We start from the raw sequence: 20,614 nt of genomic DNA, 5'->3' as shown, positions 1-20,614 counted from the left end.
CGGCCGCCCCCTGGCAGAATGGCGGGGTGGCAGAGCTTCGGGCGTTCGTGGGCGTGATGGACAGCGGCAAGAGCACCCTGGCGCTCCAGATGGACCACAACCACCGGGCCCGCGGGCGCGAGGGACGCGTGTTCAGCTCGCGCGACCGCGCCGGCGAGGCGGTGCTCTCCAGCCGCCTGGGCCTGTCCGTCCCGGCGATCGAGGTCAACGAGGGCTTCGGCTTCTGGACGTACGTCGTCGACGAGCTGACCCGCGGCGGACGCGTCGACTACCTGGTGTGCGACGAGGCGCAGTTCTACACGCGCACGCAGATCGACGACCTGGCCAAGATCGTCGACGAGCTCGAGGTCGACGTCTTCGCCTTCGGCATCCTCACCGACTTCCGCACCGAGCTGTTCGAGGGCTCGCGCCGGCTCATGGAGCTCGCCGACCGCGTCCACACGCTGCAGGTCGAGGCGCTGTGCTGGTGCGGCCGCCGCGCGACGCACAACGCGCGCACCGAGGACGGCGTCATGGTCACCGAGGGCGACGTCATCGTCGTCGGCGACGTGGAGGACCCCGACCGTCCGGCGCCCACGGTCGGCTACGAGGTGCTGTGCCGCCGGCACCACCGACGCCGCATGACAGCCGCGACGGCGAAGGCGTCCGCGCTCTCGCCCGACGTGCTCCCCTTCGGCTAGATCCTCACCCGGGCTCGGCGCTGCCGAGAAGTGTGACGAAAAGGACCCCGTCCGCCGCGGGAAGGGGTCCGATTCGACACACATCGCGGCGGAGCCGCGCGGTGGTGGGTCTCAGTCGGCGGAGGAACCGAACATGATCTCGTCCCAGCTGGGGACGCGACGGCGCTCGTGACGCTTCTTGCGCGGGCCGTCGTCGGGCAGGTCGTCGGGGACGGCCATCGCCGGACGCTGCGGCTCGGGCTCCGGCTCGGCCGGGGCGGCGGGCTCGTCGTGCTCGGCCTCGGGGAGCGTGTCCTGCTCGGGCTCGGTGGGCAGCGCGAGCTGCTCCTCGGCCAGGGCCATCTGCTCCATCGCACGGCGGTCGCGCGCGGCCTTGAGCGAGGAGACGCCGACCGGGTGCAGGTCGACCTCGGCCTCGACGACGACCTCGACGACCGTGGGCTCCTGGGTGGACGCGGGGGCGTCGCGCAGGGCGTCGGCGATCGCCATCTCGTGCGAGACCGGGGGAGCGAGGTCGCCCACGAGGTCGTGCGCGACCTGGTCGGCGGGCAGCACGTAGCGACCCTGGACGTCGTAGGTGAAGGTGGCCGGGTCGGTGGCGCCCTCGGGCAGCACCGTCAGCGTCCAGCGGCCGTCCTCGCGGCGCCAGGAGTCCCACACGGCCGCCTCGGCGGAGCCGCCACGGGCCTGGACCTGCTCGTCGACGAGGGTGCCGAGGACGACGTTGGCGCCCCCGACGTGGCGTCGGCGGACGACGGTCTTGCGGGCCTGCTCGACCATGAACTCGCGCTCGGCGAGCACCGGGATGGCGTAGGCCATGACGCGCTCGACGTCCACGCCGGCGGCGTCGGCCACCGCCTCGGGCGTCTCGCCGCGCCGGACACGGGTCTGGATCTCGCGCGGTGACATGTCCATCGTGGTCTCCGATCGACCGGGTCGCGGCCGCGGGGCTCGGCTGAGCTGCGCGACCTGGGACAGCGTGCGGTGGTCGGCCCGCAGGGCGAGCTGCTCGCCCGACGACGGGTCGCGGGCGACGAGGAACTGCTGGTCGTCGCTGAGTCCGACGAGCTCGATCTCGCGCATCGCCCACCTCCTTCTCGCCGACCACCGGATGGTGCGTCAGCGACCATCCTAGGGACGCCGGCGCGTGGATCCGGGAGACGCGCCGAGCGCGTCGGCGCGCGTCGTTCCCGCCCGGGCGCGGCCGGACGTCCTACGGTGGCCCGATGCCCCTGGAGCTCTTCTCGCTGGTCGTCGACGACTACGACGACGCGATCGCCTTCTTCACCGCCACGCTGGGCTTCGACCTGGTCGAGGACGCGCCCTCGCAGACGTCCGACGGACGGCCCAAGCGCTGGGTCGTGGTGCGGCCGGGCGACGGTGGCCCGGGTCTCGTGCTGGCCCGCGCCGACGGCACCGAGCAGGAGGCGGTCGTGGGCCGCCAGTTCGCCGGACGCGTCGGGCTGTTCCTGCGGGTGCCCGACCTCGACGCCACGGTGGCGCGCCTGGCCGAGGCCGGCTGCGAGCTGGTGCGGCCGGTGCGCGCGGAGGCCTACGGACGCGTGTGCGTCTTCCGCGACCCGTGGGGCAACCTGTGGGACCTGCTCGGGGACGCCGCCTAGACCGTCCGGGCCTCGTCAGCCAGAACCTGCGCCATCGCCGGGTCGGGGTTGCCGAAGCGGTGCGCGGTGATCGAGACCGCCTGCTCGCGCAGGAACGGCAGCAGCTCGACCCGTCCGGCCGGCGTCACCTCGTCGGCGTAGGTCGCCACGTCGGGGTCGCCGCCGAGCGCCGTCGCCAGGTCGGACGCGGACGAGCCGACGAGCCGCGCGCGCTCGGGCCGCTCCTCGGCCACCCGGCTCAACCAGGCCGCGTCGTCCTCGACGTGCACGTCCGCGTGCAGCGACGGGGGCACCTCGACGGCGCTGCTCACCCGCACCGACGAGCCGGCCCGCCGCGCGGCGAGCAGCACCCGGGCGAGCTGGACGAGCGTGCCGTCCTCGCCGAGCCGCACGGTCACCGGCACGGGCAGGTGGCGCAGCAGGTTGCGCTCGACGCCGAGCGCGGACACGTCGCGTCGCCCGCCGAGCTCGGCGTCCCAGGCGTGCTGGTCGCTGGCGGCGGCGCCGCGCAGCCACGCGGCGTCCGCCTCGCCGAGGCCGTCGAGCCCCTGGAACGCCGCCTCGAGCAGGGTCGCGACGGGCTCGGACAGCGTCACCGTGGCGGGGTCGAGCTCGAGCGGGGCCGGGCTCCAGGAGCCGAGGTGGAACAGGTAGCTGGGACCGCCGGCCTTGCTGGTGGCGCCCACGGTCGACCGCTTCCAGCCGCCGAACGGCTGGCGGCGCACGACGGCGCCGGTGATGCCGCGGTTGACGTAGAGGTTGCCCGCCTCGACCCGCTCGTCCCAGTGCTCGACCTCGCGGGCGTCCAGCGAGTGCAGCCCGGCGGTGAGGCCGTAGTCGGTGGCGTTCTGCCAGGCGATCGCCTCGTCCAGGTCGCGGGCGGCCATGAGTCCCAGCACCGGGCCGAAGTACTCGGTGCGGTGGAAGTCGCTGCCCGGGCGCACGCCGATCCGGACGCCCGGCGACCACAGCCGTCCGGTGTCGTCGAGCGGACGCGGCTCGACCAGCCACTCCTCGCCCTCGCCGAGCTCGGTGAGTCCCCGGGCGAGCTTGTCGCGGGGCGGCTCGACGACCGGGCCCATGACCGTCGTCGGGTCGGTCGGCCAGCCCACCGGCAGCGAGGTCACGTAGTCGACCAGCTGGCGGCGGAAGCGCTCGGACGTCGCGACCGAGCCGACCAGGATCCCGAGGCTGGCGGCCGAGCACTTCTGCCCGGCGTGGCCGAACGCGCTGCGGACGAGGTCGGCGACGGCCAGGTCGAGGTCGGCGCTCGGCGTGACCACGACGGCGTTCTTGCCGCTCGTCTCGGCCAGCAGCGGCAGGTCCGGACGCCAGGACCGGAACAGCCGGGCGGTCTCCCACGCCCCGGTGAGCACCACGCGGTCGACCAGGTGGTGGGCGACGAGATCACGACCGAGCTCGGCCTCGCCGACCTCGACGAAGGTGAGCGCGTCCTGGGGCACGCCGGCGTCCCACAGCGCCTCGACCATGACGGCGGCGCAGCGGCGCGACTGCGGGGCGGGCTTGATCACCACGGCGCTGCCGGCCGCGAGCGCAGCCAGCACCGAGCCGGCGGGGATGGCCACGGGGAAGTTCCAGGGCGGCGTCACGAGCGTGAGGATCGCGGGGGAGAAGGTCGCCCCGTCGACCGCGTCCAGCCGCAGCGCCTGGTCGGCGTAGTAGCGGGCGAAGTCGACCGCCTCGCTGACCTCGACGTCCGCCTCGGCGATCGTCTTGCCGGTCTCGGACGCCATGACGGCGACGAGGTCGCCCCGTCGCGAGGCCAGGCTGGCGGCCGCGTCGCGCAGCAGGCCGGCGCGCTCGGCCGACGGGCGCGCGCCCCAGAGCACGCCGCCCTGGCGCGAGCGCACCAGCAGGGCCTCCAGCGCGTCGCGCTCGGTGACCGTGTGGGCGGCCACGGTCGGCGAGCCGAGGTCGCACGAGCCGGCGCGGTCGAGGATGCCCGCGGCCCAGGCCCGGTTGGCCGCCACGGAGGGGTCGGTGTCGGGCGTGTTCTCGAAGCCCGGGCCGAAGACGGGCCGCTCGTGCCGGCGGTCCTGGACCCGGTGCGGGGCGGGGACGTGGTCGGCCGGCTCGGCGTCCAGGGCGGCGAGCGAGGCCAGGAAGCGGTCGCGCTCCCGGGCGAACAGCTCCTCGGACTCCTGCAGGTCGAACACGGCCGACATGAAGTTGTCCGGGCTCGCGTTCTCCTCCAGGCGGCGGACGAGGTAGGAGATGGCGACGTCGAACTCCTCGGGACGCACGACCGGCGTGTAGAGGAGCAGGCGGCCGACGTCGCGGCGCACGGCACCGGTCGGCCCGGTGGCCATGCCGAGCAGCATCTCGAAGTCGACCGCGTCGCGGACGCCGCGCTCGCCGGCCAGGAGCCAGGCGTGGGCCACGTCGAACAGGTTCTGCCCGGCCACGCCGATGCGGACGGCGTCGACGCGCTCGGGGGTGAGGGCCCAGCGCAGCACCCGCTTGTAGCTGGTGTCGGTCTCGCGCTTGGAGTGCCAGGTGGCCAGCGGCCAGCCGTGGACGGTCGCGTCGACGGTCTCCATCGCCAGGTTGGCGCCCTTGACGACCCGCACCTTGATGGGAGCGCCGCCGGACGCGCGGCGCTTCGCCGCCCAGGCCTGCAGGCGCTGCATCGCGCCGAGGGCGTCCGGCAGGTACGCCTGCAGCACGACGCCGGCCTCCAGCCGTGGGAAGTCGTCCAGGATCGTCGTGAACACCGCGAGCGTCAGGTCGAGGTCGCGGTACTCCTCCATGTCGAGGTTGATGAACGTGGGCTCGCCCTGCGCGGCGGCCTCGTACAGCGGGCGCAGACGCTCCACGACGCGCTCGACGGTGGCGTCGAAGGCCCACATCGACAGGTTGCTGGCGACGGCGCTGACCTTGATCGAGACGTAGTCGACGTCCGGGCGCTCGAGCATCGCGCGGGTGCCGTCGAGCCGGTGCCGGGCCTCCTGCTCGCCCAGCACGGCCTCGCCGAGCAGGTTCAGGTTGAGCCGGTCGCCGCCGGACCGCAGCCTGGTGATCGCCTTGGTCAGCGGCTCGGGACGGGCGTCGACGACCAGGTGGCCCACGATGCGGCGCAGCGTCCAGCGGGCGACGCCGACCACGACCCCGGGCAGGACGAACGAGACGACGGCCCCGACGACGAGCAGGACGCGCTGGTACCAGGGCAGGAAGCGCGGCACGCGGCGCGCGAGCCGGCGCAGCTGGCGCGCGGCGACCTTCGGGTCCTCGGGCCGCACCACGCGGTCGATGAACCCGAGCGTGAACTCCAGGCCGTGCGGGTCCTTGAGCAGGGCGGCGAGCCGTCGGGCCGACCGGTCCGGCGGGACGTCGGCCGACGCCTCCAGCCAGGACCGGACGAGGTCGACGGAGGCGGGTCCCAGGTCGTGGGGTCCGGCCGTCTCGTGCGTCTGCGGGGGGTGGTTCGCGGGGCGCGTGTCGTCGGTCATCCCGGCCAGCGTACGGCCGGGTCGCGGTGTCGGGTACCCGGGCCGCGACGGCCCCGGCGGGCCGGGCGGGACGCCCTCGAGCGGCGCGGCTCAGCCCGGTGGGGCGGCGTCCGGCAGGCGGTCGGCGCGCGGCGCCGGCTCCTTCGCCAGCCACGCGAGCAGCGCCGTCACGACGGCCGCGCCGAGCGGCACGAGGAAGCCGGTCGCGGCGCTGTGCGCGTCCACGACCCGCCCCGACAGGGCGGCCCCCAGGGCGGTGCCCGCGGCCATGCCGGTCATGGTCCAGGTGATGCCCTCGGTGAGCCGGGTCGGGGCGACGTGGCGCTCGACCAGGCTCACGGCGGCGATGAGCGTGGGGGAGACCATGAGCCCGAGCAGCAGCATCGCGGCGGACAGCGTGACCACGTCCGGCGCCAGCCAGGCCGGCACGACCAGCAGCGCCATGAGGACCGTGGTGGCCCGGAGGCGGCGCAGCGGGTCGGCCGCGTTGAGGAAGGCACCCACCGCCAGCCCGGCCAGCAGGCTGCCGCCGGAGAACACGGCCAGCACGATGCCGGCCGCGCCGGGCTGCCCGGCCTCGTCGGTGAAGGCGACGACCACGACCTCGATGGCGCCGAACACGACGCCGATGCCGGCGGCCGCCGCGACCATCGGGCCGAGCAGGGCCCAGCCCATCGGCGCGCGGGCCGTCCCGGCGACGTGCGGGGCCGGTGGCGGTGCCGTGCCGTGCTGCGCGGCCAGGGCCCAGCTGCCCACCAGGGCGGCCACCACCGGCAGCGCCAGGCCGGACGTCGGATGGACCTGGAGGGTCAGCACGGTCACCAGCACCGGCCCGGCGATGAACACGACCTCGTCCACGACCGCCTCGAGCGCGAAGGCGGTGTCGAGCCCCGGGCGTCCGCGCAGGGCGTGGGTCCACCGGGCGCGCACCATGGCCCCGGCCTGCGGGGCGCCGGTGCCGGCGAGGGCGGCCGTCACGTAGTACGTCCACTGCGGCGCGCCGGACTCGACGGCGACCAGGAACGCGACCATGCCGATCGAGAACAGCAGGCTCGCCACGCGCAGCACGGGCGCCTGGCCCAGCCGGTCGGCGAGCCGGGCGATGGCCGGCCCGGCGACCCCGGACGTGACCACGTACGCGGCCGAGACGGCGCCGGCCGTGCCGTACGAGTCGGTGCGCAGCTCCACCAGCAGGACGATGCCGAGCCCGGCCATCGAGGCGGGCAGCCGCGCGAGGGCACCGGCGAGGCAGAACGCGGCGGAGCCCGGCGTGGCCAGCACCCCTCGGTACGCGCTCAGCATCGCTTCTCCTGTCGTCCGGCGACAGGGTAGCCAGCGCGCCGCGCCGGGTCCCCGGTGGGAGGATGGCGGCATGGATCCCCGACCGTACGACGCGCTCTTCCTGGTCTCCTTCGGTGGACCGGAGAAGACCGAGGACGTCGTGCCGTTCCTGCAGAACGTCACGACCGGCAAGAACATCCCCGTCGAGCGTCTGGAGGAGGTGGGCGAGCACTACTACTCCTTCGGGGGCAAGTCCCCGATCAACGACCAGAACCGGGCCCTGCTGGCGGCGCTGCGCGAGGACTTCGCGGCGCACGGCGTCGACCTGCCGATCTACTGGGGCAACCGCAACTGGGACCCGTACTTCCGCGAGGCCGTCGAGCAGATGAAGGCCGACGGCGTCGAGCGGGCCATCTGCTTCGTCACCAGCGCCTACTCCTCCTACTCCGGCTGCCGCCAGTACCGCGAGAACCTGTTCGAGGCGTCCGAGGGCACCGGCGTCGCGCTCGACCGCCTGCGCCACGGCTTCAACCACCCCGGCTTCGTCGGCCCGTTCGCCGAGGCCCTCGAGGAGGCGCTCGCGACCGCGCCGGAGGGCACGCACGTGGTGTTCGTGACCCACTCGATCCCCGACACGATGGACGCGGCCAGCGGCGGTCCCGGCGAGCACGCCTACGTCCGCCAGCACCTGTCGGTCGCCGAGGAGGTGGCCAAGCGCGCCGGCGCCGGCAGCTGGGACCTGGCCTTCTGCTCGCGCTCGGGCCCGCCGACCATGCCCTGGCTCGAGCCGGACGTGAACGACCGGCTGCGTGAGCTGAGCACCGAGGGCGTCGAGTCCGTGATCGTGGTGCCGATCGGCTTCGTGTCCGACCACATGGAGGTCGTCTTCGACCTCGACACCGAGGCCGCGGCCACCGCCGAGGAGCTCGGCATGCGGTACGTCCGCGTGGCGACCCCGGGCACCCACCCGGACTTCGTGGCGATGGTCCGCCAGCTCGTGCTGGAGCGCGCCGCGGTCGAGCGTGGCGAGGACGTCGAGCGTCCGGCCGTCGGCACGCTGCCGCCGTGCTGGGACGTCTGCGCCGTCGACTGCTGCGCGAACCCGCGGGCGGACCTGCCGACGATCTCGTGACCACCGACCCGCTCGACCTGCTCGAGCTCGCGGCCCGGGCGGCCCGCGAGGCGGCGGCGTACGTCCGCGCCGAGCGACCGTCCGGCCGGGTCGAGGTCGCGGCCACCAAGTCCAGCGACACCGACCCGGTGACCCGCATCGACCGCGGGGCCGAGCGGGTCGTCGTCGACCGGCTGCTCGCCGAGCGACCCGACGACGGCGTGCTGGGCGAGGAGGGCGGCGTCCGCGAGGGCACGTCCGGCGTCCGCTGGGTCATCGACCCGATCGACGGCACGGTCAACTTCGTCTACGGCATCGAGCGGTACGCGGTCAGCGTCGCGGCCGAGCTCGACGGCGTGGTCGTGGCCGGCGCGGTCGTCGACGTCGTCCACGGCACCGCGTGGCTCGCCGCTCGCGGCCACGGCGCGGTGCGCGAGCGCGGCGACGTCCGCGAGACGCTGCGCCTTCCCGAGCCGCCGCCGCTGGCGTCGGCGCTCGTCGGCACCGGGTTCTCCTACGACGCGGACCGGCGCGCGCGCCAGGGCGCGGCGGTGGCCCGGCTGCTGCCCCAGGTGCGCGACGTCCGCCGCATCGGCGCGGCGTCCCTCGACCTGTGCTCGGTCGCCGACGGCACCCTCGACGCGTACGTCGAGGAGGGCCTGCAGCCGTGGGACCACGCGGCGGCGGGACTCGTCGTGACCGAGGCCGGCGGAGCGCTCGGCGGGCACGACGGGCGCCCTGGTGAGAGGCTCGTCACGGCCGTCCATCCGGCGCTGGAACAGGAATTTTCCGCGGTCGTCCGGGCTTGTGGCTTCTGACGGCGCGGGGGTTGCGGCGGTGTGCAACAATCGCCCGCGTTGAGCCGACTAGGAGGAATGCATGGCGACTGATTACGACGCGCCTCGCAAGACTGACGAAGAGCAGTCCGAGGACAGCATCGAGGAGCTGAAGGCACGTCGCCACGAGAAGAACTCGGGCAAGGTCGACGAGGACGAGGTCGAGGCCGCGGAGTCGTTCGAGCTGCCCGGCGCGGACCTGTCCCACGAAGAGCTGTCGGTGCAGGTGGTCCCGAAGCAGTCCGACGAGTTCACGTGCGGCTCCTGCTTCCTGGTGCACCACCGCAGCCAGCTCGCCGAGGAGCGCAACGGCGTGATGGTCTGCCGCGACTGCGCGTACTGATCCAGACTTCTTCTCGGGAGCGAAAGCAAGGCCTCGGTGACCGGTCCGGTCGCCGAGGCCTTTCTGTGCCTAGGGGGCGCCGAGCCCGCAGGTGAGCAGGTCGGACGCCTCGCGTCCGACCGGGGCCAGCGTGCCCCGGTCGGCGGGGGTCGGTGCGTCCACGGCCCCACGGTAGGGCGTGCGAGCCCTCGGCGAGGGCGGAACGGGCTACTTGCCCGGACGGACGCGCTTCATGCCCGGCGGCAGGTCGCCGGTCGACTTGACCCAGTAGGTCGCGGCGGCCCGGCGCGTGCCCATGCGGACGAGCTCGACGAGGGCACCGCCCACGACCGCCCACACGACGGCCTCGCGGGTCGCGACCTCGGGGCTGCGGGAGTTCGTCGGGGCCGGCTTGCCGGTGACGACGCGCCACGCGCCGGTCGAGAGCCGGCGGGCGAGCAGCGCGCCCACGACGACGCTGCCGCGGTCCATGAGCTTCCACGTGCTGCGCGCCGAGCGGGACGCCTTGCGCGGCGCGGTCGCCGTCTCCAGGGTGGGCTCAGCCTTCTTCTTGCGTCGTGCCACGGGGGTCCTCTCCACGGGGGTCCGGACCAGTGTGCCCGAGGTCGAGCGCCTCGGCGAGCGCGGCGGGACGGTCGCTGGAGACCAGCCAGTAGGGGGCCGGGTCGGCCGGGTCGCTGACCGCGACGCGCACGCCCACGCGGGCCCACGGCCGGGTGAACAGCGCCGCGCGGTGGTCGGCCCGTGGCCCGTGCAGGTCGCGGTACCCGGCGGCGTCCAGCGCGGTGCTGGCGCCGCGGTCGGCCACGCCGAGCACGGCGCGCCCGACGTGCAGCGTGCCGTCGGCGTCCACGGCGATGCGGAGCGTCCAGCGCGACACGGCGGCCAGGGCGAGCCCGGCGACGACCACCAGCGCGACGACGCCGGCCTCCGGCGTCGCGGCGACCCACAGGATCCAGCCCATGACCACGCCGGCCGCGATGGCCAGCGCCCACCAGGCGGCGGACGGCCGCAGGCGCTCCTCGTACCTCATGGGCTCACTGTGCCCGAACCGCCAAGCGGCCGTGCCCGTCGGGGTCGCCGGTAGGGTCGCGGCCATGGTGCAGGTGCTCATCTCCCGGCTCGACCCGGACGTCCCGCTGCCCTCGTACGCGCACCCGGGCGACGCCGGGGCGGACCTCGTCACGACCGAGGACGTCGAGCTGGCCCCGGGGGAGCGCCGCCTGGTGCCGACCGGGGTGGCCCTCGCGCTGCCCGAGGGCTTCGCGGCGTTCGTCCACCCGCGCTCGGGCCTGGCCGCCCGCCACGGGCTGTCGATCGTCAACGCCCCGGGCACGGTCGACGCCGGCTACCGCGGCGAGATCAAGGTGTGCCTGGTGAACCTCGACCCGACCACGCCGATCCGGCTGGCGCGGCTCGACCGCGTCGCCCAGCTGGTGATCCAGCGGGTCGAGCTCGCGTCGTTCGCCGAGGTCGACGTGCTGCCCGAGTCCGTGCGGGGCGAGGGCGGCTACGGATCGACCGGCGGGTTCGCGGTCTGACCGTGCCGAGCCCGCGCCGACCGGACGTCACCACCGTCGAGCTGGTGGGCGGTGTCGAGAAGCGAGCCCTCGTGCTGGCCGACCCCGACCCGCGCTGGGCGGGCGTGTTCGCCGAGCACGAGCGGCGCATCCGTGCGGCCCTCGGGCCGGCGGCCCTGCAGGTCGAGCACATCGGCTCGACGGCGGTGCCCGGCCTGGCCGCGAAGCCCATCATCGACGTCCTGGTGACGGTCACGGACGTCACCGCCGAGGAGGACCACCTCGACCGGTTGCTGGACGCCGGGTACGAGCTGCGGGTCCGCGAGCCCGGCCACCGCCTCGTCCGGACGCCGGCCCGGGACGTCCACGTGCACGTGCTGCAGGCCGGCGACCCGGCCGCCGACGACTACCTGCTGCTGCGTGACCGCCTCCGCACCGACGCGGCGGACCGCGCCCTGTACGAGCGCACCAAACGGACCCTGCTCGAGCGGGAGTGGGCGGACATGAACGCGTACGCCGACGCCAAGACCGAGGTCGTCGAGGCGATCAAGGCTCGCGCCCGGGCCTCGCGGTCGTAGCGGGTCCCGGCCGCCGCCGGACGCGCCTACACTGGCGGCATGGCACGCCTCTTCTCGCGCGGCAGCACGCCGCGCCGTGACGCCCTGGACCGCCAGGAGCACGACGAGCTGCAGCAGGACGTCGAGCGCGCGGGCTGCCGCGCCATCGCCGCCCAGGGCGAGCGCTGCTCCGTGGACGTCCACGGCGTCCTGCGCTCGGTGACGCTCGAGCCGGTCGGCGGCGCGCCCGCGCTGCAGGCCGAGCTCTACGACGGCACCGAGGCGCTGACCCTGGTCTTCCTCGGCCGGCGCCGCATCGCCGGCATCGAGCCGGGCCGCCAGCTGACCGCGCACGGCCGGGTCGGCCGCCGCGACGGCCAGCGCATCATCTTCAACCCGCGCTACGAGCTGTCCGCGTGAGCGAGCGGACCACGGCGGACGACGGCCGGACCACGGCGGACGTCACGACGGTCGAGCAGCTGGTGCGCCAGCAGCTGGCCGCGGCGCTGGGCGGCGGGCGCGGCATCCTCGAGGCGGCCGTCCCCACCGTCTCGTTCACGGTCAGCTGGCTGCTGACCCACGACCTGCGCACCTCGCTGGCCGTGAGCATCGGCCTGGCCGTGCTGCTCATCGTCGTCCGGCTGGTGCAGCGCTCGTCGACGCAGTTCGTGATCAACGCGTTCGTCGGCATCGCCATCGCCGCGGTGTTCGCGTCGCGCACGGGCGAGGCGAAGGACGTCTTCCTGCCCGGCATCCTCTACAACGGCGCCTACGCGGTCGGCCTGGTGCTGTCGATCCTGGTCGGCTGGCCGCTCGTCGGCTTCCTGGTCGGCGCCGTCACCAACGACCCGACGGGCTGGCGCCGCGACCGCGCGATGGTGCGCCTGTGCGCGCGGCTGACCTGGCTGCTGGCGCTGCCCTGCATCGTCCGCGTGGCGGTGCAGTACCCGCTGTACCTCGGCGACCACGTCGGCCTGCTCGGCACGAGCAAGGTCGTGCTCGGCTGGCCGCTGCAGGTCGCCGCGCTGCTCGCGATGGCCGCGCTGCTCGGCCGCAACGCGACGCCGCTCGAGCGACGCCCGGTCACCGAGGCCTGAGCCTCAGCCCTTCGGGGCCAGCAGGTCGCCGATCGCGGCCTCGGCCGACTCCGGGCACACGAACAGCAGCTCGTCGCCGGCCTCCAGCGACCGGTCCGCCTCGGGCGTGTTGATGCCGTGGTCGCGCAGGATCGCCACGAGCACGACGTCCAGCGGCCACGGCACGTCGCCGACGCGCTGGCCGACGAAGGGGGAGTCGTCGGGCATCGTGAGCTCGACCAGGTTCGTCGAGTTCTGCCGGAAGGTGAACAGGCGCACCAGGTCGCCGACCGTCACCGCCTCCTCGACGAGCGCCGACATGAGCCGCGGCGTCGACACCGCGACGTCGACGCCCCAGGACTCGTCGAACAGCCACTCGTTGCTCGGGTGGTTCACGCGGGCGACGGTGCGCGGCACGGTGAACTCGGTCTTGGCGAGCAGGGCGATGACCAGGTTGGCCTTGTCGTCGCCGGTCGCGGCGATCATGACGTCGCAGGTCTGCAGCTGCGCCTCGGTGAGCGAGGAGAACTCGCACGCGTCGGCCAGCAGCCACTGCGCGTCCGGCACGACGTCGCTGCGGATGGACGTGGCCTGCTTGTCGATGAGCAGCACGGTGTGCCCGTTGTCGAGCAGCTCCTGGGCGACCGAGCGCCCCACGGCGCCGGCCCCGGCGATCGCGACCCTCATGCGTCCTCCTTCGGTCCGCGCTCCAGCACGGCGTGCGCGGCCTCGGCGTCGTCCTCGCGGACGAAGATGCTGAGGTAGTCGCCCTCCTGGACGACCGTCTCGGGCGTGGCGATGATGCCGGTGCCCAGCCGCAGCAGGTAGGCGACGCGCACGGAGGCCGCCCGCTCCAGGTCCGAGACGCGGCGCCCCACCCAGCCGAACGGCGCGTAGACGTGGTCGAGGCGCACCTCGCCGGACGGGTCGCGCCAGATCGGCTCGCTGCCGGCCGGCACCAGGCGGCGGAGCACCTGGTCGGCGGCCCACGGCACGGTGGCGATCGTGGGGATGCCCAGGCGCTCGTACACCTCGGCGCGGCCCGGGTCGTAGATGCGGGCGACGACGTTCGGCACCTGGAACTGCTCGCGCGCGACACGCGCGGCGATGATGTTGGAGTTGTCGCCGCTGGAGACCGCGGCGAAGGCGTCGGCCTGCTCGATGCCGGCGCGCTTGAGCACGTCCCGGTCGAACCCGACGCCGGTCACGGTGCGGCCCGAGAATCCCGGGCCGAGCCGGCGGAACGCCTCGGGGTTGGAGTCGATGACGGCCGTGGTGTGGCCGCGGTCCTCCAGGCTCTGGGTGAGCGTCGAGCCGACGCGTCCGCAGCCCATGATCACGATGTGCACGCAGCGACGCTACACCGCAGGGCCCCGCTCGTCGCTCGCTCCGGGGGTCCTGGCCCTACCATCGTCCGGTGGGTGTTTCCGGGACCGTGAAGCGGACGCTCGTCGGCCGCAAGCTCCGCAGCTCGCAGCTCGGCGAGACGCTGCTCCCCAAGCGGCTTGCGCTGCCGATCTTCGCCAGTGACGCGTTGTCGTCCGTGGCGTACGCGCCGGACGAGATCTTCCTGACGCTGTCGATGGCCGGGCTGAGCGCGTACGCGTTCAGCTGGCCGATCGGCGTGGCCGTCGCCGTGGTGATGCTGACCGTCGTCGCGTCGTACCGGCAGAACGTCCACGCCTACCCCAGCGGCGGCGGCGACTACGAGGTCGCGACGGTCAACCTCGGCCCGACCGCGGGCCTGTCGGTGGGCAGCGCCCTGCTCGTCGACTACGTGCTCACCGTCGCGGTCTCGATCTCCTCGGGCGTGCAGAACGCCACGGCGGCGATCCCGTTCCTGGAGGGCCACGAGGCGCTGGCGGCCAGCGCGCTCGTGCTCGTGCTCATGGCGATCAACCTGCGGGGCACCAAGGAGTCCGGACGCGCGTTCGCCGTGCCCACCTACCTGTTCATGGTCGCGATCATCGGCATGGGCCTGGTCGGGTACTTCCGCTACCTGACCGGCACGCTGCCGGAGGTCGAGAGCGCGAAGTTCGAGATGGTGCCCGAGGCGCCGTACGAGGGCGCGGTCACGACCCTGGCGATGGTCTTCCTGCTGGCCCGGGCCTTCTCGTCCGGCTGTGCGGCCCTGACCGGTGTCGAGGCGATCAGCAACGGCGTGCCGGCCTTCCGCGAGCCCAAGAGCCGCAACGCCGCCACCACGCTGCTCATGCTCGGCACGATCGCCATCACCATGCTGCTCAGCGTCATCGTGCTCGCCCAGCTCATGGGCCTGCGGTACGTCGAGGACCCGGCCCACCAGCTGCTGCTGAACGGCGAGCCGGTCGGCGACGGGTACGTGCAGGACACCGTGCTGGGCCAGCTGGCCGGGGCGCTGTACGCCGACCTCCCGCCGTTGTTCTACTTCACGATCGCCTGCACGGGCCTGATCCTCGTGCTGGCCGCCAACACCGCCTTCAACGGCTTCCCGGTGCTCGGCTCGATCCTGGCCCGCGACGGCTTCCTGCCCCGCCAGCTCGACACCCGCGGCGACCGGCTGGCGTTCAGCAACGGCATCGTCCTGCTCGCGGTGGCGGCGATCGTGCTCATCCTGGCCTTCGACGCCGAGGTCACCCGGCTCATCCAGCTCTACATCGTCGGCGTCTTCGTGTCGTTCACGGTGAGCCAGCTGGGCATGATCCGGCACTGGACGCGCCTGCTGTCGACCGAGACCGACCCGGCCGAGCGGCGGCGCATGATGCGCTCGCGGCTCGTGAACGGCTTCGGCCTGGCCATGACCGGCGTCGTGCTCGTCATCGTGCTCATCACCAAGTTCCTGGCCGGCGCCTGGATCGCCATCGCCGCGATGGTGGCGATCTTCGCGGTCATGCGCGGCATCCGCCGGCACTACGACCTGGTCAACGAGGAGCTGGCGATCGGTGACGAGGACGTGTCGCTGCCCTCGCGCGTCCACGGCATCGTGCTCGTCAGCCGGCTGCACAAGCCCACGATGCGCGCGCTCGCCTATGCGAAGGTCTCGCGGCCCAGCACCCTCGAGGCGGTCACCGTCCAGATGGACCCCGAGCGCACGCGCGAGCTGCTCGCCGAGTGGGACGCCCGCGACATCAAGGTGCCGCTCACGGTGCTCGACTCGCCCTACCGCGAGCTCGTCCGGCCGGTCGTCCGCTACGTCAAGGAGCGGCGCAAGGCCAGCCCGCGCGACGTCATCACGGTCTACATCCCCGAGTACGTCGTCGGTCGCTGGTGGGAGCAGCTGCTGCACAACCAGACCGCGCTGCGGCTGAAGGGACGCCTGCTGTTCATGCCGGGCGTCATGGTCACGAGCGTGGCGTACCAGCTTCGCTCCGCGAAGGACCGTCGCCCGCCGACGGCCGGCTCCGCGCCGGGGGACGTGCGTCGTGGCTACGTCGGTGAGTGAGGGCCTGGACGTCGGGGACGAGGTCGTCGTCGACGTCGGACCGGTGGCCCACGGCGGGCACTGCGTGGCCCGGCACGAGGGCCAGGTGCTCTTCGTGCGGCACACGATCCCCGGCGAGCGGGTGACCGCCCGGGTGACCGAGCGTCAGCGCAGCTTCGTGCGCGCCGACGCGGTCGAGGTCCACGAGGCGTCGCCTGCCCGCGTCACCCCGCCGTGCCCGTACGCGCGTCCGGGCCTGTGCGGCGGCTGCGACTTCCAGCACGTCGACCCGGCCGAGCAGCGCCGGATGCTCGGTGACGTGGTGGCCGAGCAGCTGCGCCGCCTGGCCGGCCTCGACCGCGAGGTCGTCGTCGAGGAGGTCGAGCCCGTGCTGGGCTGGCGCACCCGGATGACGTTCGTGCCCGGCCCGACCGGCCACCTCGGGCTGCGCAAGCACCGCTCGCACGAGGTCGTCGAGGTCGAGAGGTGCTGGATCGCGCACCCCGGGCTCCCGGACGTGCTGGCCCACGACTGGGAGTCCGACAGCGTCGAGGCGGTCGTCTCGTCCACCGGCGACACGCTGGTCGTCGCCGACGGCCCGGTGCCGGCCGGCCTGGAGACCGGAGGGGTCGTCGGCACGAACGGCCGTCGTCGCGAGGGTCGCGGCGGCGTGACCGAGCAGGTCGGCGAGCACCGCTTCCGGGTGACCGGGTCGGGGTTCTGGCAGGTGCACCCGGAGTCGGCACGCTTGCTGACGGACGCCGTGATGACCGCGGCCGGCGTGCGTCCGGGCGACGCGGTCGCCGACCTCTACGCCGGCGTCGGCCTGTTCACGGCGCCGCTGGCCGAGGCCACCGGCCCCAGCGGGTCGGTCGTGTCGGTCGAGGCCGACCACGGCGGCACGCGCGACGCCCGGCGCAACCTGCACGCGTTCGAGCACGTCCGGCTCGTCGACGCCACCGTCGAGGCCGCGCTGCGGCGGCGCCTCGTGGGGGAGCGCCTCGACGTCGTCGTGCTCGACCCGCCGCGCACCGGGGCCAAGAAGGCGGTCGCCGGCATCGTCGCGCTCGAGCCGCGCACGATCGTCTACGTCGCGTGCGACCCGGCAGCGCTGGCCCGCGACCTGGCCTCGTTCGCCGCCCGCGGCTACGAGCTGGACGGGCTGCGCGCCTTCGACCTGTTCCCGCAGACGCACCACGTCGAGTGCGTCGCGGTGCTGCGCCGGGCCGGCTGACCGCGCGTCGGCTTGTCGGCGCCGGTGCCGGCACGCCACAGTGACGGCCATGACCTTCGCCGACGCGTCCGTGTGCCCGGACTGCCGGTCGACGCTCGGGGGAGCGGTCCGCTGCCCGGCCTGCGGGCTCGATCTCACCACCCGTCCGGCCCGTGAGCTGTGGCAGACGCTGCGCCGGGCCGACGAGCAGCTCGCCGCCGCGCGCACGGCCTCCCGTCCGGTCGCCGCCGCCGTCCCGCCGCAGCCGCAGCGCGCCCCGGCACCCGCGCCGGCCGCCGTGCCCGCGGGACCGCCGCACCCGGCCGGCCCGTACCCGGCGTACCCGTCGTACCGCGGCGACGCGCGTCCCCAGCCGGCCGGACCCGGACCGCTGGTCGGACCGCGGACACCGAGCCCCGGTGCCTCGGTGGGCTCGATCCTGCTCGCTCTCGGAGCCCTGATGCTGCTCGTCGCCAGCATCATCTTCGTGTCGTTCGCGTGGGCCGTGGTGGGCGTGGCCGGCCGCGTCGTCATCATGCTCGTGCTCACCGCGCTGGCGACCGCACTGGCCGTCGTGCTGACCTGGCGCCGACTCCGCGCCTCGGCCGAGACCGCGTGGGTGCTCGTGGTCGGCACGGTGACGATCGACTGGTTCGCGGCGTACGGGCTCGACCTCGCCGGTCTGCGGGCCGCTCCCGTCGAGGCGGTGGTGGTCGTCTGGTCGCTCGTGGCCCTCGCCCTCGGCCTGGCGGCCGGACGCTGGAGCGCCGGACCGCTCGACGGACGCCTGCGCGCGCCCGGCGTGCTCGGTGCCGCGGCCACGGCCGTGGCCGCGCTGGTGCTGGTCGTCGTCCTGCTGGCCGAGCACGGCTGGTCCGTCTCGTGGGCGGTCGCCGTGGCGGCGCTGCTGCCCGGGCTCGCCGCGGGTGCTGCCCACCTGTCCGGCGACACCTGGGGACGCCTGGTCGGCCTGGCCGGGGTGGGCGCCGGAGCGTTCGTGTTCGTCCTCGCCGCCCTGACCGAGCTGGCCGCCGACCCGTCGGCGGTGGTCTCGGGCCTCACCGGGCTGCCACTGCTCGTGGTGGCGGCCGTCCTGCTCGGCGCCGCCCAGGCGGTCCCGAGCCGCCGGGCCTGGTTCGCGTGCGCCGGTGCACTCACCCTCCTCGTGCTCGTCCTCGTCCCGCTGCAGGACGCCGACCCGTGGCGCGCCCCGCTGCTCACCGCCTCCGTCCTGGCGGTCGTGCTGGCGGCGGTCCCGGTGAGCGGCGGCGGATGGTCGCGGGGGCTGCGGGCGGCGGCGGTGCCGCTGGCCGCGCTGCTGGCGCTGGCCCTGCTGAGCTGGTGGTCGGAGATCCTGGCTGCTCCGCGTCTCGCCGACGGTACCGGGCTGGGCGTCGTCCCGGCCGAGGACGCCGGCGTCGGCCGCGTGCTGGACGCGTACGTCGTGACCCCCTGGTGGGTCGTGCTGCCGGTGGGCGTGGCGCTGGCCGCGACGGTCCTGCTCGCGCGGCGGTCGCTGCCGGACCTGCCAGCGCCGCTCCGCACCGCGTCCGACTGGCTGCCGTTCGCAGCCGCCGTGCTCGTCGCACTCACCCTCGGGCCGGCGGTCCAGGCCGCCGAGCTGCCGCTGGCGCTCGTGGCCGGCGTGACCGTCCTGGGCCTGGCGCTCACGACGCTGTTCGGGCGCGCGCTGCCGTGGCCGGCGTCGGTGGCCGCCGTCGCCGGGTCGGCGGTGGCGTCCCTCCTGGTGGCGGACGCCCTGGAGGCCTCGTTCCTGCTGGCCTGCCTCGTGGCGGTCTGCCTGGGCGTCGTGGCGCTGCTGGACGACCGCGAGCGGGTGCAGGCCCCCGCGACGGCGATCGCGGCGCTGGCCGCCGGTGCCGCCGTCGTGGTCGCCGTCCGGCTGGTCTCCGACGAGGACCGGGCCTGGACGCTCGTGGCCGTCCTGGCCGGCGCGGTCGCGCTCGGCGGGGCCCTGCTCGCCAGCGGCCTGGTGCGGGTGGCCGTGCAGGCCGCCGCGGTGCCGCTCGTCGTGGCCGGTCTGGCCGGCGCCCCGACCACCGGCTGGTCCGCGCTGCTCTGGTGCCTGCTCGGCGTCGCGCTCGTGCTCGTCTCCTGGCGGGTCGACCACGGCCGGTGGTGGCGCCTCGCCGGAGCGGTCGCCCTCGGGGCGTCGTACGTGCTGCGCCTGGTGGCCAGCGACGTCGGCGTCGTCGAGGCCTACACCGCGCCGTTCGCCGCGGCCCTGCTCGTGGCGGGGGTGCTGGCCATGCGGCGTCGACCGGCCCTCCGCTCCGAGGCCGCGCTGTCTGCGGGACTCGCCCTGGCGCTGCTCCCGACCCTGCCGTACGTCCTGGCCGACGCCGCCTCCTGGCGCGGCCTGGCGCTGGGACTCGTCGCGCTGGCCGCCCTGGTCGCCGGGCTGGTGCTGCACTGGCGAGCGCCGCTCGTGGCCGGGGCCGCCGTCCTGGCCCTGGTGACCCTGGCCGGCCTCGGACCGTACGCTCTCGTGCTCCCGCGCTGGCTGCTGTTCGGCCTCGTCGGCACCGCGTTGCTGTCCGCCGGCATCGCCTGGGAGTCGGCCGTCCGGGCCGGACGTGCGGTGGCCGGACGACTCGCCGCGATGCGTTGACGGCGCGTTGCTTGCCCCGGGTGGGGCGAGGCGGGACAGTGAGGGCATGAGCACCGAGGCCGAGGCCCCGACCACGCTGACCGAGAAGCGCCAGGACGCCTTCTTCAACGACGCGCTCCTGTTCAGCGCCGCCTTCACCGCCGCCGTCGTGCTGTACGCCGCGGTCCTCCTGCTGGGCCGGGTGGTGGGGCTCGAGGACGTCGACCTGTCGTGGAGCGACGGCCTGCCCGACCACCTGCTCGTCGCCGGACTCGTCGCCGGCGAGCTCTTCCTGCTCTGGAACAACGGCCTGCGCGCCGGGCTTCGCGGGCACAGCATCGGCATGCACCGGGTGGGCGTCCGCGTCGTCGACCGTGAGAGCGGTGCCCTGCTCGGCGCCGGCCGCGGGATCGTCCGCGGCCTCGTGCAGGTGGTGCTGCTCGACCTGCTGCTGACCGCGCTCCCGTTCGGCCTGCCGACGGTGCTGCGCACCGCGACCCCGGACGCCTGGCACGTCGGCATCCTGGCCTACGTGGTGCTGGCTGTCGGGCTCGTGCTGCTGGTCGTCCCGTCGCTGCCCAACCCGGCCGACCTGCTGGCCCGGAGCCGGGTCGTCGAGGCGACGGGGGAGGACGCTTTGCTCACGCCGCAGCGGCGCACGGTGGTGACCGTGCTCGAGGTCGTGGGCGTCGTCGGCGTGCTCGCGGTGGCGGCCAGCTACGTGTGGTTCGTGTGGCCGGTCCTGCACGCGCCGAGCCTGTGGTGACCGTGTCGCTGCGCTCGCACTGACCGACTCCTTGATATCGTGTATCTTGATATCAAGATACTTACGGTTAGGCAGACCTGAGCACGCGTCGCATGATGGACCGTGGGCAGGATGGGGACCGACCCGCG

General features: G+C 74.5%; 20 protein-coding genes. 13 read left to right on the top strand and 7 right to left on the bottom strand.

The features are described from left to right. Nucleotides 1-26: 26 nt before the first annotated feature. Nucleotides 27-680, top strand: coding sequence for a thymidine kinase (locus E0W78_RS02695; RefSeq protein ID WP_131402308.1), 654 nt, complete (start codon nucleotides 27-29; stop codon nucleotides 678-680). 111 nt (nucleotides 681-791) lie between these two features. Here E0W78_RS02695 and sepH read toward each other — a convergent pair whose 3' ends face one another. After that, nucleotides 792-1,763, bottom strand: coding sequence for a septation protein SepH (sepH, locus tag E0W78_RS02690; protein WP_131402307.1), 972 nt, complete (start codon nucleotides 1,761-1,763; stop codon nucleotides 792-794). Nucleotides 1,764-1,906: 143 nt separating this feature from the next. Here sepH and E0W78_RS02685 point away from each other — a divergent pair, with 143 nt between their 5' ends. Next, the gene (locus tag E0W78_RS02685) at nucleotides 1,907-2,302 is read left to right on the top strand and encodes a VOC family protein (protein WP_131402306.1); all 396 of its coding nucleotides are present in this window, start codon (nucleotides 1,907-1,909) and stop codon (nucleotides 2,300-2,302) included. On the opposite strand, the gene E0W78_RS02680 is transcribed toward E0W78_RS02685, so the two are convergent. Continuing rightward, nucleotides 2,299-5,772 (bottom strand): bifunctional proline dehydrogenase/L-glutamate gamma-semialdehyde dehydrogenase, encoded by a 3,474-nt coding sequence (locus E0W78_RS02680; protein ID WP_131402305.1) that lies wholly within the window; start codon nucleotides 5,770-5,772, stop codon nucleotides 2,299-2,301. The genes E0W78_RS02685 and E0W78_RS02680 overlap by 4 nt on opposite strands. A gap of 90 nt (nucleotides 5,773-5,862) precedes the next feature. Then, nucleotides 5,863-7,074, bottom strand: a complete 1,212-nt coding sequence (locus tag E0W78_RS02675; RefSeq protein WP_131402304.1) for an MFS transporter — start codon at nucleotides 7,072-7,074, stop codon at nucleotides 5,863-5,865. A 70-nt stretch (nucleotides 7,075-7,144) separates the two neighbouring features. Between E0W78_RS02675 and E0W78_RS02670 the strand changes: the two genes are divergently transcribed. The 3 genes from E0W78_RS02670 to E0W78_RS02660 all read left to right on the top strand — a co-directional run bounded on the left by E0W78_RS02670 (nucleotide 7,145) and on the right by E0W78_RS02660 (nucleotide 9,343). After that, nucleotides 7,145-8,185 (top strand): ferrochelatase, encoded by a 1,041-nt coding sequence (locus E0W78_RS02670; RefSeq protein WP_131402303.1) that lies wholly within the window; start codon nucleotides 7,145-7,147, stop codon nucleotides 8,183-8,185. Continuing rightward, the gene (locus E0W78_RS02665; RefSeq protein ID WP_131402302.1) at nucleotides 8,182-8,982 is read left to right on the top strand and encodes an inositol monophosphatase family protein; all 801 of its coding nucleotides are present in this window, start codon (nucleotides 8,182-8,184) and stop codon (nucleotides 8,980-8,982) included. Before E0W78_RS02670 ends, E0W78_RS02665 begins: the two co-directional genes overlap by 4 nt. A 61-nt stretch (nucleotides 8,983-9,043) precedes the next feature. After that, nucleotides 9,044-9,343: a DUF4193 domain-containing protein gene (locus E0W78_RS02660; protein WP_019145566.1), complete on the top strand. Its 300-nt coding sequence runs from the start codon at nucleotides 9,044-9,046 to the stop codon at nucleotides 9,341-9,343. A gap of 207 nt (nucleotides 9,344-9,550) precedes the next feature. Here E0W78_RS02660 and E0W78_RS02655 read toward each other — a convergent pair whose 3' ends face one another. Further along, complete coding sequence (locus tag E0W78_RS02655; RefSeq protein ID WP_131402301.1) at nucleotides 9,551-9,907, bottom strand: DUF4235 domain-containing protein; 357 nt, start codon at nucleotides 9,905-9,907, stop codon at nucleotides 9,551-9,553. After that, the gene (locus E0W78_RS02650) at nucleotides 9,882-10,376 is read right to left on the bottom strand and encodes a DUF3093 family protein (RefSeq protein WP_165570376.1); all 495 of its coding nucleotides are present in this window, start codon (nucleotides 10,374-10,376) and stop codon (nucleotides 9,882-9,884) included. Before E0W78_RS02650 ends, E0W78_RS02655 begins: the two co-directional genes overlap by 26 nt. Before the next feature lie 64 nt (nucleotides 10,377-10,440). On the opposite strand from E0W78_RS02650, the gene dut reads away from it, so the two are divergent. Genes dut through E0W78_RS02630 form a run of 4 tightly spaced genes read left to right on the top strand, consistent with a single transcriptional unit; the run spans nucleotide 10,441 to nucleotide 12,517 of the window. After that, nucleotides 10,441-10,884 carry a dUTP diphosphatase gene (gene dut / locus E0W78_RS02645; RefSeq protein WP_207392598.1) on the top strand — a complete coding sequence of 148 codons (444 nt, stop codon included), beginning with the start codon at nucleotides 10,441-10,443 and terminating at the stop codon, nucleotides 10,882-10,884. A gap of 2 nt (nucleotides 10,885-10,886) precedes the next feature. Beyond that, nucleotides 10,887-11,441: a GrpB family protein gene (locus E0W78_RS02640; protein ID WP_131402299.1), complete on the top strand. Its 555-nt coding sequence runs from the start codon at nucleotides 10,887-10,889 to the stop codon at nucleotides 11,439-11,441. Nucleotides 11,442-11,480: 39 nt separating this feature from the next. Next, nucleotides 11,481-11,840 carry an OB-fold nucleic acid binding domain-containing protein gene (locus E0W78_RS02635; protein ID WP_207392597.1) on the top strand — a complete coding sequence of 120 codons (360 nt, stop codon included), beginning with the start codon at nucleotides 11,481-11,483 and terminating at the stop codon, nucleotides 11,838-11,840. After that, nucleotides 11,837-12,517: a DUF3159 domain-containing protein gene (locus tag E0W78_RS02630; RefSeq protein WP_207392596.1), complete on the top strand. Its 681-nt coding sequence runs from the start codon at nucleotides 11,837-11,839 to the stop codon at nucleotides 12,515-12,517. Before E0W78_RS02635 ends, E0W78_RS02630 begins: the two co-directional genes overlap by 4 nt. 3 nt (nucleotides 12,518-12,520) lie before the next feature. On the opposite strand, the gene E0W78_RS02625 is transcribed toward E0W78_RS02630, so the two are convergent. Then, on the bottom strand, nucleotides 12,521-13,183 hold the full coding sequence (locus E0W78_RS02625; protein ID WP_131402298.1) for a TrkA family potassium uptake protein: 663 nt from the start codon (nucleotides 13,181-13,183) through the stop codon (nucleotides 12,521-12,523). Then, on the bottom strand, nucleotides 13,180-13,845 hold the full coding sequence (locus E0W78_RS02620) for a TrkA family potassium uptake protein (protein ID WP_131402297.1): 666 nt from the start codon (nucleotides 13,843-13,845) through the stop codon (nucleotides 13,180-13,182). The genes E0W78_RS02625 and E0W78_RS02620 overlap by 4 nt, the downstream gene beginning before the upstream one ends. Before the next feature lie 68 nt (nucleotides 13,846-13,913). On the opposite strand from E0W78_RS02620, the gene E0W78_RS02615 reads away from it, so the two are divergent. Genes E0W78_RS02615 through E0W78_RS02600 form a run of 4 tightly spaced genes read left to right on the top strand, consistent with a single transcriptional unit; the run spans nucleotide 13,914 to nucleotide 20,486 of the window. Beyond that, nucleotides 13,914-15,917, top strand: a complete 2,004-nt coding sequence (locus tag E0W78_RS02615) for an APC family permease (protein WP_131402296.1) — start codon at nucleotides 13,914-13,916, stop codon at nucleotides 15,915-15,917. After that, complete coding sequence (locus E0W78_RS02610; RefSeq protein ID WP_207392595.1) at nucleotides 15,910-17,130, top strand: TRAM domain-containing protein; 1,221 nt, start codon at nucleotides 15,910-15,912, stop codon at nucleotides 17,128-17,130. Before E0W78_RS02615 ends, E0W78_RS02610 begins: the two co-directional genes overlap by 8 nt. Before the next feature lie 49 nt (nucleotides 17,131-17,179). Continuing rightward, nucleotides 17,180-19,741 (top strand): hypothetical protein, encoded by a 2,562-nt coding sequence (locus E0W78_RS02605; RefSeq protein WP_131402295.1) that lies wholly within the window; start codon nucleotides 17,180-17,182, stop codon nucleotides 19,739-19,741. A 46-nt stretch (nucleotides 19,742-19,787) separates the two neighbouring features. Beyond that, complete coding sequence (locus E0W78_RS02600) at nucleotides 19,788-20,486, top strand: hypothetical protein (protein ID WP_131402294.1); 699 nt, start codon at nucleotides 19,788-19,790, stop codon at nucleotides 20,484-20,486. The last annotated feature ends 128 nt before the right edge of the window (nucleotides 20,487-20,614 follow it).

Source organism: Aeromicrobium sp. IC_218, assembly GCF_004336805.1.
GTDB lineage: Bacteria > Actinomycetota > Actinomycetes > Propionibacteriales > Nocardioidaceae > Aeromicrobium.
Note: the sequence above shows the minus strand (reverse complement) of the source record. Positions and strands in the feature narration are given on the sequence as shown.